The organism is Bradyrhizobium sp. HKCCYLS3013 (assembly GCF_051167615.1).
In the GTDB taxonomy this organism is placed as follows: Bacteria; Pseudomonadota; Alphaproteobacteria; order Rhizobiales; family Xanthobacteraceae; genus Bradyrhizobium.
Genome location: NZ_JBNPTK010000017.1, coordinates 81,044 through 96,008, shown reverse-complemented (window position 1 = coordinate 96,008; position 14,965 = coordinate 81,044). Strand labels below are relative to the sequence as shown.

At 65.7% G+C, this 14,965-nt stretch carries 10 protein-coding genes; 6 read left to right on the top strand and 4 right to left on the bottom strand.

Annotation, left to right across the window (positions count from 1 at the left end; translation table 11 throughout):
• The first annotated feature begins 1 nt into the window (after position 1).
• Positions 2-832 (top strand): ABC transporter permease, encoded by an 831-nt coding sequence (locus ACQR1F_RS26080; RefSeq protein WP_315799883.1) that lies wholly within the window; start codon positions 2-4, stop codon positions 830-832.
• Entirely contained in the window at positions 829-2,457 is a 1,629-nt protein-coding gene (locus ACQR1F_RS26075) for an ABC transporter ATP-binding protein (protein WP_315799882.1), read from the top strand. Before ACQR1F_RS26080 ends, ACQR1F_RS26075 begins: the two co-directional genes overlap by 4 nt.
• On the opposite strand, the gene ACQR1F_RS26070 is transcribed toward ACQR1F_RS26075, so the two are convergent.
• Positions 2,454-3,764 carry an NAD(P)/FAD-dependent oxidoreductase gene (locus ACQR1F_RS26070; RefSeq protein ID WP_434886149.1) on the bottom strand — a complete coding sequence of 437 codons (1,311 nt, stop codon included), beginning with the start codon at positions 3,762-3,764 and terminating at the stop codon, positions 2,454-2,456. The genes ACQR1F_RS26075 and ACQR1F_RS26070 overlap by 4 nt on opposite strands.
• Positions 3,765-3,914: 150 nt before the next feature.
• Here ACQR1F_RS26070 and ACQR1F_RS26065 point away from each other — a divergent pair, with 150 nt between their 5' ends.
• A complete protein-coding gene (locus ACQR1F_RS26065) occupies positions 3,915-4,772 on the top strand; it encodes a VOC family protein (RefSeq protein ID WP_434881573.1) in 858 nt (285 codons plus the stop codon).
• A 39-nt stretch (positions 4,773-4,811) separates the two neighbouring features.
• Here ACQR1F_RS26065 and ACQR1F_RS26060 read toward each other — a convergent pair whose 3' ends face one another.
• Genes ACQR1F_RS26060 through ACQR1F_RS26050 form a run of 3 tightly spaced genes read right to left on the bottom strand, consistent with a single transcriptional unit; the run spans position 4,812 to position 7,956 of the window.
• Entirely contained in the window at positions 4,812-5,846 is a 1,035-nt protein-coding gene (locus ACQR1F_RS26060; protein WP_315799879.1) for a 2Fe-2S iron-sulfur cluster-binding protein, read from the bottom strand.
• Positions 5,846-7,777 (bottom strand): ethylbenzene dehydrogenase-related protein, encoded by a 1,932-nt coding sequence (locus tag ACQR1F_RS26055; RefSeq protein WP_315799878.1) that lies wholly within the window; start codon positions 7,775-7,777, stop codon positions 5,846-5,848. Before ACQR1F_RS26055 ends, ACQR1F_RS26060 begins: the two co-directional genes overlap by 1 nt.
• Positions 7,774-7,956 carry a hypothetical protein gene (locus tag ACQR1F_RS26050; protein WP_315799877.1) on the bottom strand — a complete coding sequence of 61 codons (183 nt, stop codon included), beginning with the start codon at positions 7,954-7,956 and terminating at the stop codon, positions 7,774-7,776. Before ACQR1F_RS26050 ends, ACQR1F_RS26055 begins: the two co-directional genes overlap by 4 nt.
• Before the next feature lie 778 nt (positions 7,957-8,734).
• Between ACQR1F_RS26050 and ACQR1F_RS26045 the strand changes: the two genes are divergently transcribed.
• The 3 genes from ACQR1F_RS26045 to ACQR1F_RS26035 all read left to right on the top strand — a co-directional run bounded on the left by ACQR1F_RS26045 (position 8,735) and on the right by ACQR1F_RS26035 (position 14,750).
• Positions 8,735-10,597, top strand: a complete 1,863-nt coding sequence (locus ACQR1F_RS26045) for a type I secretion system permease/ATPase (protein ID WP_316178628.1) — start codon at positions 8,735-8,737, stop codon at positions 10,595-10,597.
• Between the two features lie 3 nt (positions 10,598-10,600).
• Positions 10,601-12,553: an HlyD family type I secretion periplasmic adaptor subunit gene (locus tag ACQR1F_RS26040; protein ID WP_434914108.1), complete on the top strand. Its 1,953-nt coding sequence runs from the start codon at positions 10,601-10,603 to the stop codon at positions 12,551-12,553.
• 67 nt (positions 12,554-12,620) lie between these two features.
• A complete protein-coding gene (locus ACQR1F_RS26035) occupies positions 12,621-14,750 on the top strand; it encodes an autotransporter strand-loop-strand O-heptosyltransferase (RefSeq protein WP_434914107.1) in 2,130 nt (709 codons plus the stop codon).
• Positions 14,751-14,965: the final 215 nt, after the last annotated feature.

Here is a 14,965-nt window from a genome sequence, read left to right as displayed (position 1 = left end):
CATGGACGCGGTCAAACGCTATTTCCGCAGTCCCGCTGCCGTCCTGGGCCTCGTGCTCCTGCTGATCGTCATCGGCATGGCGCTCAGCGCCGGCTATTTCTATCCACGCGATCCGCTCGCGCTCGCCGGCCGGCCCCTGATCTGGCCGCTCGCCAATCCGCGCTTCCTGCTCGGCACCGACAATTCCGGCCGCGACATCGCCGCCCAGATCTTCTACGGCGCCCGCATCTCGCTCCTGATCGGCGGCGTCGCCACGCTCATTGCCGTGGCGATCGGCGTGTTGGTCGGTGCGCTCGCGGGCTACTACGGCGGCTGGGTCGACAACATCCTGATGCGCATCACCGAAGCCTTCCAGACGCTGCCGAACTTCGTCCTGCTGCTGGTCCTGGTCGCGGTGTTCGGCTCGACTTTGACGACGGTGACGATTGCCGTCGGCATCGTCTCCTGGCCGGCACCGGCCCGGCTGACACGGGCGGAGTTCCTGTCGCTGCGCAGCCGCGAATTCGTCCAGGCCGGCCGCACCCTCGGCATGCGCGACACCCAGCTGATCCTGCGCGAGATCCTGCCGAACGCGCTGCCGCCGGTGATCGTCTATGCCGGTGTCGTGATGGCGGTCGCGATCCTCTTGGAGAGCGCGCTCGCCTTCCTACGGCTGTCCGACGCCAATGTCGCCTCCTGGGGCAACCTGATCGGGCTCGGGCGCGACGTGCTGCGCGTGCAGTGGTACGTCTCCGCGATCCCGGGCGTCGCCATTCTCGTCACTGTGCTCGCGGTGTCGCTGGTCGGCCAGGGGCTCAATGACGCACTGAATCCCCGGCTGAAACAGCGATGAGTCCCGCACAGCCCATTCTGACCGTCGACCGCCTCAGCGTGCGTTTGCCGAAGGGCGCCGACCGCACGCATGCGATCTCCGAGGTCTCGCTTTCGGTCGCCGAGAACGAAATCGTCTGCATCGTCGGAGAATCCGGCTCCGGCAAGTCGATGATGGCCAATGCCATCATGCGGCTGCTGCCCGACGGTGTGGGCACCGACGGCGGACGCATCCTGTTTGCCGGGCGCGATCTCTGCACCGCCACGGCGGCAGAGATGCGCAGCATGCGTGGCGCCGAGGTCGCGATGGTGTTCCAGGAGCCGATGACCGCGCTCAATCCGTTGCGCACGATCGGCGACCAGATCGGCGAGGTGCTGGACATCCATACCGATCTGTCGAAAGCCGAGATCAAATCGCGCGTGCTGTCGCTCCTGTCCGACGTCAACATTCCCGATCCGCCGCGCGCGGCGAAGGCCTATCCGCACGAGCTGTCCGGCGGCCAGCGCCAGCGCGCCATGATCGCCATGGCCTTGGCGCTTGATCCGAAGCTGCTGATCGCCGACGAGCCGACGACGGCGCTCGACGTCACGACGCAGGCCCAGATCCTCAAGCTCATCCGAGAGCTGCAGCAGCGGCGCAGGACGGCGGTGCTGTTCATCACGCATGACTTCGGGGTCGTCGCCGAGATCGCCGACCGCGTCGTCGTGATGCAGCATGGCAGCGTCGTCGAACAGGGCGCGGCGGCGGATGTCCTGCAACGGCCGCAGCATGACTACACCAGGCAACTGATCGCTGCGGTGCCACCCGTGGCGGCCCCTCCGGCACGCAGATTATCGGACCAGATGATCCTCGCCATCTCCGGTATCTCGAAGACCTATCGCACCGGCGGCTTCCTCGGCCGCGGCGAGCGCACTACCCATGCAATCAGGGACGTTTCGCTTTCACTGCCGAAGGGGGCAACGCTCGGCATCGTCGGCGAGTCCGGCTCCGGCAAATCCACCCTCGCCCGCTGCATCATTCGCCTGATCGATCCCGACACAGGAACGATCCTGCTCGACGGCGAGGACTGGGCACGCCTCTCGCGCAGCGAGGTCAGAAACAGAACCCAGCAGATGCAGATGGTGTTTCAGGACCCGTTCGCCTCGTTGAATCCGCGGCGCAAGGCGGTCGAGCTGGTGGCGCAGGGACCGATCGTGCACGGCACCGCGCGAGCGCAGGCGCTGACCGAGGCGCGCGAGCTGTTCAGCCTGGTGGGGCTCGACCCGTCCGCCGCCGACCGCTTTCCGCATGAGTTCTCCGGAGGTCAGCGCCAGCGCATCGGGCTTGCGCGCGCGCTGGCGCTGAAGCCCAAGGTGCTGGTCGCGGACGAGCCGGTGTCCGCGCTCGACGTCTCCGTTCAGGCGCAGGTGTTGAAGCTGCTGACCAGCCTGCGCGAACGGCTCGACCTGTCGATCATCTTCATCACGCACGACCTGCGGGTCGCAGCCCAGATCTGCGATCTGGTCGCGGTCATGAAGGACGGCGTCGTCGTCGAGCATGGGCCCACGCACGACGTGTTCGGCAACCCGCAGCATGCCTATACGCAGGCGCTGCTGGAGGCCATTCCGGGCGGCGACTTCGCCCGGACCCAACATCCCACGTCTTAGCCGATCTCGCGCGCGTCGCGGTACCGGTACAGGAGCAGCATCAGTGGCGCGAATGGACGCAGCAGGGCGTGCGCCGGAATGGTGACCGGCTCCGTGAACGGCAAGGCCAGCTCGTTCGCGGGCACGCCGCGCACCGCCTTCGCAAGCTCCGCACCGAGGGGGATCGTCAGTGCGACTGCCCGGCCGTTGCAACCGGTCCAGCCATAGGCATCGGGACCGAGGCGGTGAATTCGCGGCATGTAGTCCGTGGTCATGCCGACATAGCCATTCCAGACATAGTCGAACCGGACCTCGCCGATCTGCGGCCACAGGCGCTGCAGGCGCTCGGCGACCCTCGCCTTCAGCCGCTCGGACTTGTTGCCGGGACCGATCACGGCGCCGCCCGTCACCAGGCGGTTGCGCGCATCGTAGCGGGCGAAATAGAGCTCACCATGAGTATCGGACATCGCCTGCCGCGCCGGGATGATGGTCTTCCGCACATTGTCCGACAGCGGCTGCGTCGCCATCTGCCAGGACAGCACCGGCATCACCTCATGCGCGATCTCGGGTGCGAGAGCCTTGGAGAACTCGCCGCTATAGGCATTGCTCGCCAGCACCAGCGCGCGCGCCGACACCTCGCCTTGCGCGGTGCGGACGATCCAACGATTCCCGCGCCGCTCGAAATCGATCGCCGGCGAGCGCGCATAGATGCGGCCCCCCAGGCTCAGCACGGTTCGCGCCAGCCCGCGCGCGAGCGCCAGCGGATTGATGTGACCGCCGGTCCTGTTCCAGAAGCCCCCATGCCATGCATCCGAGCCGAGCATGTCGCGCGTCTGGTCGCGTGACAGCAGCTCGACTTCCGCGCCGAACTTCGACCACTGCTTGAACCTGCGCTCGGCGATCTTGATGCGGCCGGGCGTATGCACCGGCTGGACCCAGCCGGCCTGCTCATGCTCGGCGTCGATGCCGTAGCGCCTGACGGTCTCGAACAGCGCTGAGGCACTGTCGCGCAGCATCGCAACGAAGCGCTCGCCGGCGGCGCCGTGACGGGCGATGAGATCCTCGGGATCCGGGCGCGACAGTGTCGGGATCACCTGGCCGTTGTTCCGACCCGAGGCGCCCCAGCCCGGCTCCATGGCTTCGACGATCGCGACATCGACACCGGCCTCGCGCAGATGCAGCGCCGTCGACAATCCGGTGAAGCCGCCGCCGATGATCACGACATCGGCCTGCACACTGCCCTGAAGCTCGGACAGGTCAGGTCCAGACGGGGTCTGCGCAGCCCACAAGGACGGCGGCCATTGAACGTTTTCCATCGTCATGCTCATCGTGAACAGCTCATCCCTGCTGATCAACCGCCCTCCAGGAAGACGGTCTTGCCTTGCGCCGAGCGCCCATCCGCGCCGGTTGCGGCGCATGGGTCGATTGGGCATAGTTCGGCCGCCAATATGCCAACTTCGCTGCAAGGAGACAAACGCGTGGCCCTCAAGAATGTCATCGGTATCGATCACGCGGTCGTCGTGGTGAAGGATCTCGACGCCGCGGCGGAGACCTGGAGGCGGCTGGGCTTCACGCTGTCTCCGCGCGGCACGCACAGCGCCAAGATGGGGTCCGGCAATTACACCATCATGCTCGATCCTGATTACATCGAGCTGCTCGGCATCCTCGCCGAGACCGACCACAACGTTCCGACCCGCAATTTCCTCGCCCAGCGCGGCGAAGGCATCGAGCGCATCGCCTTCACCGCGATCGACTCGGCGGCCGGCGCCGAGGAAATCCGCGCCAAGGGTTTTGAGCCGATTGGCCCGATCGATTTCGAACGGCCGGTGCCCCTGCCCGACGGCTCCATCTCGGCAGCGAAATTCCGGGTGTTTCAATGGCCGGTCGCGGAGGCTCCGGGCGGCCTGCGCATCTTCGCATGCCAGCACAAGACGCGCGAAACAGTCTGGATTCCTGAATTGATGCGCCATGCCAACGCCGCCAAGCAGCTGAAGCAGGCCCTGATCGTGACGCCGGATCCGACCAAGGACGCAGCCCATCTGTCGCGCCTGATCGATCGCGACGGGCGAGCCGAGGCCGACGGCGCCGTGACCGTGACCTCGGGCGGCGATCGCGCCGATTTCGTGTTCTTGACCCGGGAGCAGCTCGCAGCGCGTTATCCCGGCGTGTCGCTCGCCGGCCTGCCGGAGCGCGGCGGCGCCGGCCTGGTGCTGGCTTCACATGATCTCGCAACGACGGAAAAGGCGCTTGGCGCGGCGGCGGTGCGCAGCGGCGCGAGCCTCGTTGTTCCGCCGGCGTCAGCGACGGGCACCCTGCTCAGCTTCGTGGCCGGCTAGACTTTCGCGAGGCGGCCACGGGCCGTGGCTGCCTCGATGTCATTCGGCCGGCTGGAACATCGCCGGCCGGCCGCGCTGGCTGTCGAGCCATCCGGCGAGACGATCCATGAGTCCGCCGCGGGTCTCCGACGGTTGCGCCGACGACACGAACGGATCGCAATGACACTTCGCGCCGGCCGCGCGTGACATCTTCGCGACCGCCTCAGTCATGGCCGGCGCGCCGCAGGTATAGACGACGTCGTTGGGCGTGAGCTCCGGCATGTGTTCGGTCGGCCGGCCGCTGCGAATCGCGGGCGAGACGTTCTGCGGCTCCGACACGATCGGAATGATCTTCACGTTCGGGAAGCGCGCCAGGCGGCACAACGCCTGATGCATGTAGAACGACTGCAAGGTGCGCGACACGACGATGAAGACGATCTCGCGCTTCGGATTCTCGGTGATGGCGGCGACAGCGATCGCCCACATCGGCGCGAAGCCGGTGCCGCTCGCCACCAGGATGATCCGGCCGCGATGCTTCTGTCGGAAGAACGCGGTGCCCAGCGGCGCCGTCAGCTTGACGCGATGGCCGACCTGGATGTCGCGGCCGAGCGCCGACGACACCAGGCCATCCTTCAGGATGCGGATGTGCAGATACAGCAAATGGCTGTCGGGCGCGCCGACCATCGGATAGGTCGGGCTGTAGCAGCGCGTCGGAAAACCGCGGTACTGGACCTTGGCGTATTGCCCGGGGAAGAATCGCAGCGGCTTCGGCATCTCGAGGGTGACGCCGACGACGTCGGGCGCGAGCCGCACGAGATCGCCCACCTCGCAATTCATCGTCACCGTATCCGGCACGGGCTCGGTGATGATCTTGAGGTCGGACACGACACGCGCCTGGCACGCATGCGCCATGTCGCCTTCCATCCCGCCGAACAGCTTGCCGTCGACGACCGTTACCTTGCAGGAGCCGCAGATTCCGCTACGGCAGTCATGGGGCAGATCCACGCCACTGTTGATGGCGCCGTCGAGCAGGATATCGCCCACATTCGCGTAGAACGTTTCCCTGTTGTACTGGATTTTGCAAATCTTACCCATCACTGCACCTCAAGTCGCATCGGCCGGATCTGCCTCGTATGTCGGATCTGGGTGTGGTCGAACGCAGCGACTCGCATGAAGACACCGTTCTTGATCGGGACGTCGTACTTGCTTTTCGTGTCCATTTTGCGGGCAATTTCGAGCGTCCAGTGGCCCGCGGCCCAACGCGCTGCGCAACGGATGTCCGCGCGATCGCCGGTGAACTCGCCGCTGACGAGCACACCGGGCACGACGGTCCCGATCGGCGTCTGGGCATCCGCCTCGGCCGAATACGGCACCGATTCGGCCTCGGTCATGAACCAGCGTGCGCCTTCGCTCTCGCCGATGTTCGGATCGAGATTGATCTCGCCCATCGCCGCGGTCATCGCGGCGACGTCCTTCGGAAGGCGCTTCGGTCTCACGCCCCGATTCCCCAGTCTTGCGGCCTCCCTGTCGATCACGAAATTGTCGGAATAGTTCGCGGTCCCCGGATCCGGTGCGAACCCGCCCTTGTAGGGCGTGAGTCCCTTGACCTGATCCGGCGTGGGTTCTGCAGGCGGACCGAAATGATCATCATCCATCCATCCGGTCGGGCCGCCGCTCGTCGCCTTCCACAGCCAGGCGTCGGCATAGAGATTCGGCGCCGGCGTGTAGTGGATGCCGCGACCCGACAGCGTCGGCGGCTTGTCCGGCATCGGCTGCGAACTCATGTGAAAGGTTCGGTCCGCGGCCAGGGTGATCGGCAGCGTCGTGAACAACAGCGAGAACTTGTCCTCGTTGAAGTCGTTCTCGTCGCCCTTGTCGAATCCGTTCTGCAGGAGATGCCAGCCGTCGGCCTTCTTGATCAGCGGCAACTGCTTCAGCGACCGCGTCGGGTCCTCCCAGATGACGAGGAAATACACCCACGTGCCGTCATGCGCGGCCTTGATCCAGACGCGCGATTCGCCGGTACCGTCGAAATTGTCGCCCTGGTTGGTCGTCACCATGTGCGGCTGGATGTTGCGCCAGACACGATCCGACGAATCGCCGTCAAGCGTCGGCGCATCCGATGTCGCGATTCGGTACACCGTGACGGTGTCCTCGGCGTAGTAGTCGGCGGCGAACATCGCCGAGCCGATCACGATGGCTGCGGCGATCGCGACCATGAACGGGTTGGACTGGAAGCTCGGATTGCGGCGACGGGAGTTGCCCTTGGCAGGTGCCGGCGGCGGACGCATGCGGCCTGGCGGCACCCGCGGCTCCGAACGTGCCCGCAGCGGCTCCTCCATGCGCCGCGGCGCCGGCATCGGCTCACGCGCTGCAGGCCGCGCGGCCGGCGCAGGCCGCTTCGGAGGCGCCTCCGCCTCCTCCAGCTTTTCGGACTGCTCGACCAGCATCGTGAGCAGTTCGACGGGATCGAGCTTCGGCGGCGGCGGCGGCAAGGGCGCCGGCCGGAACACGCGATAGAGCTGCATCTTTCCGCCGATGCTGAAATGAACCAGGACGTGCAGCACCACGAAGGCCGGGATCACCCAGGTCGCGTACCAGTGGATCATCATGGTGACGTAGCCGGAGGCCACGCCGAAGAAGAGCATGCCTCCGGTGACGATCAGGATCGCCATGGAGATGAAAAGCACCCAGTGCAGCATCACACTGATCGAGCCCAGCCGCGCCGGCCGGCGGCCGAGCAGGCCCTTGAAGCGCATCTTGTCGATGGTGACGCGGCGACCGAGCCCCGACTTCGAGATATAGATCATGTAGGCGACGGCGACGCTCGCGAGCACGACCCCAGCCGGCATGTGCCAGGTCCAGGTCCGGTGCCGGGGCAGCAGCCAGTCGAGATTGTTGGCGATCCACGCGTGTCCAGGCGCTTCGGTCGCCATGCGAAGCCCCGTCAAGAACGCGATCACAGTGGCCCCAACCAGGGTCCAGTGCAGGATGATCGTTCCATAGTCGGTCTTGCGGATCTTCATGCGTGCGCCTCCAGAGCTGCGCGCACGCGATCGGCGCGATTTACCGCCGACCTGGCGACCGTATTTCGTCTCAGCGGACCGATCCGGCGCAGGATGATGAAGTATTCACTCCTGCGGGCCGCCCCTCGACCCGAATCCATTCCCGCATCACGCGTCTCGATGGTGATGTCGTTCAGCAACTTTGTCGTCCCCCGGATACGCTTTACTAAGTGAGCAACTTCGTCCGACTTCGGCGTTACGGCGCCGTTCTTCACCCGTTCGTTGCCCCGCTACGCTTGAGCGTGACCGGTTGGATCACGCCTATGGTTGATCAACTGCCGTGGCCCGAGCCGGTGACGAGTTGCTCGGATTGCACGCGGACTGATCTGCTTCGTCCTCCCTGGAGCTGATGTTGATCTCGTGCGCCCGATGCTTGACGGGGTCACTGGTTCCACAGCGGCCGCACGTTCGATGATAGAACACATCGTCGGCCGCCATGCCTGGCCGAGCTGATTGCACGTCCTGGATTGGTGCGCGGGGCCGCATGTCCTCGTGTTGCCGCCGCCATCATGATCGTTCTCCGCACCATCATCGAATACCGCATGATCGAGATGACAACGCCTGTGCGTTGCACCGCAGGAAGATTTATTCGGCTTCGTGGCGTCATTCGGCCCGGACCGCGACCAATGAGTACGGAACCAAGGTGATAGACGGACGAATGTGTGACACGCGTCGCGTGCCGATGGCTGTTATCACGCTGCAACCATCGACGATCGCGGACAGATTTCGCACAGACCCGATCGCTCCGAACGACGCCACACCTTTTCAGAGCCGACCCGGCGCATTGCGTCTCGCGCCGGTCGTGTGCCCGCGACGCTGCGACGGAATTGCCCACATGTCCAATTGTTGCCGGAAAATCGTCGGTATCGACTGTCAATAGCGCGGAGTGAAGCACTGTGTTTTGGGAGACGCGCCTGGATGAGTCTGGCTCAAGAGCGCCCGAGAACGAAAGCCGCGGCTGCCCTCAACGACCTTCTCTCGGGAAGCGACGATCCGGTGACGCGCGGGTTGCGCCAGGCTGTGAAGCGCATGGCCGGCATCGGCGTGTTCAGCGGCGTCATCAACATCCTGATGCTCTCGGGCTCGGTTTATATGATGCAGGTCAATGATCGCGTCGTTCCGAGCAAAAATCTCGCCACGCTCGTCGGCCTGTCGGTGATGATTCTGGCCGTCTATCTGATCCAGGGCTATTTCGACGCGTTGCGCACCCGCATGCTGTGCCGGGTGGCCACCGTGTTCGACGCGAGCCTGCAGGACGCGATCCACCATGCTCTAGCGACCCTGCCCCTGCGCGGCACCAAGCCGATGCTGATGCAGCAGCCGCTGCGCGATCTCGACCAGCTCCGCGCCTTCATGTCGAGCATGGGACCGACCGCGTTCCTCGACATGCCGTGGATACCAATCTTCCTGATCGGCATGTTCCTGTTTCATCCGCTGATCGGAATCACCGCCGTCATCGGCACGGCCGGAATCATCTCGATGACGCTGGTGACCGACCGGTTGTCGCGTCAGGCGAGCAAATCCGCCAGCGATACGAGCGCCGCGCGGCAGGTTCTCGCCGATGCCACCCAGCGCAATGCCGAGGTGATTCGCGCGCTCGGAATGCTCGATCGCTTCTCGGCACGCTGGAACGCCGTCAACGAGCGCTATCTGAAGGACAACATTCGCGCCAGCGACGTCTACGCCAATCTCGGGGCCGCCGCGAAAGTGCTGCGCTTCATCCTGCAGTCGGGCATGCTCGGCATCGGCGCGGCGCTCGTCGTCTCCGAACAGGCCTCCGGCGGCGTGATGATGGCCTCGTCGATCCTGATGGGCCGCGCGCTCGCCCCGATCGAGATCGCACTTGGCAGCTGGAAACAGCTCGTCGCCGCGCGCCAGGGCATCGCGCGTTTGCGTGATATCTGCAAGGCCACGGCGAGGCCGGAAGCGCCGCCGGTCGCGTTGCCCCGCCCGTTCCGCGAGCTGACCGTGCAGGAACTGACGGTCACCGCGCCGGGCACCGACCGGCCGATCGTTCAGAACGTATCGTTTTCGATCAAGGCAGGCACGGGCCTGGCACTGCTCGGCGCGAGTGCCTCTGGGAAGACCTCGCTCTCGAAGGCGCTGGTTGGCATCTGGCCTGCACAGCATGGATCCGTCCGCCTCGACGGCGCAGCGCTCGACCAATGGAGCAACGAGGATCTCGGCCGCCACATTGGCTACCTGCCGCAGGACGTCGCGCTGTTCGATGGCAGCATCGCCGACAACATCTGCCGCTTCGACGAGAATGCGAGCTCGGATGCGATTCTGAAGGCGGCGCAGATCGCCGGCGTGCACGACATCATCCTGCGGCTGCCGGAGGGCTATTCGACGCGAATCGGCCAAGGCGGCATGTCGCTGTCGGCCGGTCAGCGGCAGCGCGTCGGTCTGGCCCGCGCGGTGTATGGCGATCCCTTCCTCATCGTCCTCGACGAGCCGAATGCCAATCTGGACACCGACGGGGAGAACGCGCTCAGCCGCGCCATTCAGATCATGCGGCAGCAGAACCAGAGCATCGTGATCGTGATTTCGCACCGTCCCAGCGCGCTGAATGCGCTCAACATGGCGCTGGTGCTGTACGAGGGCAAGGCGATCGCATTCGGTCCCTGCCAGGAGATCTTTGCCCGAGTCGCCGGGGCCAACAAGGCCGCGGGACCTGCCGTCGCGCATGCCCCCGCTCCGCCCAGGGTTGCTGCTCCCGCAGCGGCGCCAAATCCGAACGCCCGCTCGCTTCGTCGCGCCGCCCCAGCAGAAAGCGCTTGATCAATGAAACACATCAACGACTTCAGGCCGTTCGACGACGACGACTATGTACGACCGAAGACTCGCGCGGTCGGTCCGCAGGGCGACGCATTGATCCTCGAGCTGCAGCGGCTGCAGGGCGCATTCGACGACGGCTCCGACGAGGACCCGCGACAACGCCGCGGTGCACGTGACGGCGGCAAGAAGCGCCGGCGTCCGCCGCCGTCGCAGGGCAGGCCGAAGCCGCGCAAGAAAAAGGGCAGCACCATGGGCCGCGCCCTCGGTGCGTCGCTGTCGCTGTTCGGTCTCGGTGCCCAGGCGCCCCGGGCACGCCGCGGTGAAGGCATCCGCGAGATGGACTGGCAGCAGCCCGCACCGATGCGTGGCTACGAGCCGGAGCTATCGCCGCCGCCGCGCCATCCGCCTGCACGCGTGGCGGGCGGCAATTCGGCGCCCGTGCTCGACCTGCAGGATGCGCGGCGCGACGGCAATTTCGGCGTCGGTGCGCCGCGACCGATGGGACAGCAGAACCTCCCTGCCCGCCTGGCGCATGCGCCCGTCGTTCCGCAAACCCGGGTCGGCCGCCTGGTCGGCACCGCCGGCACGGCCTTGACCACCGGCATGACCTTCATTGCGACGCAAGGAACGGCGGCTGATCTCGACGACGGCTCGGACGAATCGCTGGTGCCGCGCGTCAGCCGCATGTTCGAGAACGAGCTGCGTCTCGGCTTGCGGGTGCTGCTTGTCGCCGCCGTTCTCGGCGGCGGCTGGCTGACCCTCGTGCCGCTAGCCGGCGCGATCGTGGTCCCCGGCAATCTCGTGGTGCAATCCAACGTGAAGGCCATTCAGCATCCGACCGGCGGCATTGTCGCGGAAATCAAGGTCGACAACGGCAAGCGCGTCGCGGCGGGCGATCTGCTCGTGCGGCTCGACGCCACGCAGAGCCAAGCCCAGCTCCAGGCGATCACCAAGCAATTGAACGAGCAGCGCGCCAAGATTGCACGGCTCTCGGCCGAGCGTGACGGTCTCGATCAGCCGGACTATCCGTCCACTCTGACCTCACGTCAGGACGATCCGAATGTCCGCACCGTGATCGCGTCGGAGAACGCGCTGTTCAAGGCCCGTGCCACGACCCGCAAGAGCCAGAAGGAGCTGCTGCAGGGCCGCATCGTCCAGCTGAACAACGAGATCAGCGGCATGGAGTCCCAGCTCGAATCCAAGAACAAGCAGATCGAGTTGATCAAGGGCGAGCTGGCCGGCGTGCAGGAGCTCTATGACAAGCGGCTCGTTCCGCTGACGCGACTGACTACGCTGCAGCGGGAAGCCGCTCGAATCGACGGTGAACGCGGCCAATTGGTGTCCAGCGTGGCGGAGACGAGGTCCAAGATCAGCGAAGCCGAGCTCCAGACCGTCAAGATCGATCAGGATTTCCGCAGCGAGGTGGTCAAGGATCTCAGCGAGTCACAGGCCAAGGAAGGCGATCTGGTCGAGAAGGGCGTCGCCGCGCGCGACCAGCTCGATCGCATCGAGATGCGCGCGCCGAACTCCGGCACCATCCACCAGCTCGCGATCCACACCATCGGCGGCGTCATCAAGCCGGGTGAGACCGTCATGGAGCTGGTCCCCGATTCGGACGAACTGCAGGTCGAAGGGCACGTCCAGCCCAAGGACATCGATCACGTCCACACCGGGCAGGATGCGATGGTCCACTTCAACGCCTTCAACCAGCGCACCACGCCGAAATTGAGCGGCCAGGTCTCGTTCGTGTCGCCTGATATCACCAATGACCCACGAACCGGCTCTACCTTCTACACGGTCAGGATCACGCTATCCGACGAGGAGCGCAAGCGGCTCGGCAACGTCAACCTGATGCCCGGCATGCAGGCCGAAGTCTACGTTCAAACCGGCAGCCGGACGATGCTCAGCTATCTGATGAAGCCGGTTCTCGATCAGTGGCGCCGCGCCTTCGTGGAGTAACAAGACCGAACAGCCGCGGTCGGCGCCATCGCTCACGAATGAACGCAGACCGCGTCGGCACCTCAACATGAACGTTGCAAATTTTCCCCGCACCTCGGACCCGGCGATGGTGCCGACGAGTGCGTTACCGTCCGCCCAGCCCGGCGCCCGCACCGAGGCGTCTGATCAGGCACGCAAGCCGCGACTGCCACCGCCAGCGACCGTGCCGACCCAGGAGGGTCCCCAAGGGCTGCGCTTCGATTTCAACGACGGCTGTCGTGTCATGCTGCCCGACACCGGACACGCCTGGCGCGTCCGGTTGAGCGATCTCGAGACCGCCAACGTCCTGTTCGACATCGACCTGCGTTCTGGGCACGTCAACAGCAGCAAGCGCTACTTCGTCCCGTTCAGGCTGGAAGTGTGGTCAGGGCCCGAGCTGCTGCTGTGCCACGACTATGACGCCACCGACCGCGACGTCCTGATCCAATTCCCGGTCGGCACGATCGGCGACATCATCGGCTGGATGAGCTATGTGGTGAAGTTCAAGGACCTGCATCGATGCCGCCTGAGCTGTGCGATGGGCGAGCCGCTGATCCCGCTGTTCCGCGCCGCCTACCCAGACATCACGTTCCTCAGCCACGACACGGTCCAGGCGGAGCGATACTACGCGACCTACTCGGTCGCGCTGTTCTTCGACGATGCCGAGTTCGTGCATCATCCCTGTGATTTCCGGCAGGTCGGTCTGCATCGGACAGCAGCTCATATTCTCGGCGTCGATCCGGCCGAGCAGCCGCCACGCGTCGCGTTGAGCGAAGAGAGCCGTCCCATCGAGGACCCCTATGTCTGCATCGCCGTGCAGGCGACGACCGCATGCAAGCACTGGAACAATCCGGAGGGCTGGCAGAGCGTCGTGGCCTTCCTGCGCGCGACCGGCTATCGCGTGATCTGCGTCGATCAGACCGCGGAGCGCAGCCACGGCGCTTTCCGAACGCAGATTCCTGCCGAAGCCGAGGATCAGACCGGCGACCGGCCGCTGCCCGAGCGCGCCCGCTGGCTCAAGCACGCCGCGTTCTTCATCGGCCTTTCCTCGGGGCTGTCATGGCTGGCCTGGGCGGTCGGCACTCCGGTCGTGCTGATCAGCGGCTTCACCCACCCGACCAACGAGTTTGCGACCCCCTATCGGGTCATCAACCATCACGCCTGCAACAGTTGCTGGAATGATGCCCGTCATCGCTTCGACCATGAGGACTTTCTGTGGTGCCCGCGATGGCAGGGCACGTCCCGGCAGTTCGAATGCACGCGCCTGATCACGGCCGCGCAGGTCGAGGGCATGTTGCGCCGAATTCCCGGCTTCGGACGGGGATTGCGTCCGCAACCGCGCGCCTCTCAGCAGCAGGCGCCGCCTGCGCCCTTTGATCGGGATCGAGCCTCGAGAGCAGAGTCTGCGCCGGAATCCGTGGAGAGCGACGAGCCGGTCGCGCTCGCCGCGCTGCTGGAACGCCCGCGCGGCGATGTCGCCCGCGGGGGCCTTGCGGTCGGCGTCACGGTCGCCGCTGGCAGGCTGCTGGATCAGGCTGCCGCCGGGATCGCGGAAGGCGATCGCGCAGCCACCGCCAGCGATCTCATGGACGCGTTGCAGAACTACAAGCAGAGCATCGCCATCGTCAGGTACCTGACCGCAGCCAATCCGGACGACGCCGGGTTTCAACGCAACCTCTCGGTCGCCTTGAACCGCATCGGCGCCGTGTTGTTCGTTCAGCGAAACCTCGAGGCTGCGCATGCCGCCTATTCCGCCAGCCTCGCCATCATCCGGAAGCTGACCGCGGCCCATCGCGGCAATCTCAGCTTTCAGCGCGACCTCGCCTGGTGCCACGCTCTGCTGGCGGATGTGCTCACCGCCCAGGGCCGCCATGCCGAAGCCTTCGAGCAGCGTCGCGCCAACACCGCGCTGATCACCCATCTCGCCAACACGATCGCCAACGACCCGTCGCTGCAGCAGGCGCTTGCAAATTCCTATCAGAGTCTGGGCGATGCCTTCCTTCCGCTCGGCAACATCGACGGCGCCCTCGCCGTCTACCGGATCAGCCTGGGCCTGACCAAGCAAGGGCTCGACGCGAACGGGCAGAATGACCCGGCCTGGAATCAGCTCTACACCACACTGCTGCAGAAGATCAGGACTGCGCTCCTGGCGCAGCGCCAGGCCGCGCCGCCGTCCTGAACGGCGCACGGCGAGGTCGGCCGACACGCCCAGGCGCCTTTGCCTCTAACTTCCCCGATAGACAATCCATCGTGGCGTTTTTCCAGCGATGGCGCTGAGACAATGCCGCGCGCCCGCGTCGCCGGGCAGCCTTGACAGCATCAGACCAACCCTGCGTCTGATCGCTGGAGACCGGCCACTCACCGGCGAGATGCAGGCAGCATCTTGACGACAAG